A 348-nucleotide genomic window follows, 5' to 3' on the forward strand; every position below is an offset into this window, starting at 1 on the left:
GCTGAGCGTGAGATCGAACTTGGCGCCGGCCTCGGCTGCGGGCAGCACCTCGAGCGTGAGCCCGGGCAGGGCGAGCGCTTCCATCGGCGCGTTCTGCAATACGAACATGACCTGGAACAGCGCCGTGCGGCTGGTGTCGCGAACCGGCGCGAGCGCCTCGACGAGCTTCTCGAAAGGCAGATCCTGATGGGCGTAGGCGGCAAGCGTGGTGTCACGGACTTGCGCGAGCAGCTCGCGCAAGGAGGGCGTGCCCGAGAGATCGGCGCGCAGCACGAGGGTATTGACGAACAGGCCGATGAGCGGCTCGATCTGCGCGTGCGTGCGATTGGCGATGGGCGAGCCCACGGC

Annotated in this window: 1 protein-coding gene; it reads right to left on the reverse strand. The window is 68.1% G+C overall.

The window, feature by feature from the left end:
- Positions 1–348, reverse strand: a 348-nt coding sequence (locus BG61_RS39010; protein WP_152565306.1) for a condensation domain-containing protein, incomplete at both ends; no start/stop codon positions are given.

The sequence above is a fragment of the Caballeronia glathei genome (assembly GCF_000698595.1).
GTDB classification, from domain to species: Bacteria; Pseudomonadota; Gammaproteobacteria; order Burkholderiales; family Burkholderiaceae; genus Caballeronia; species Caballeronia glathei.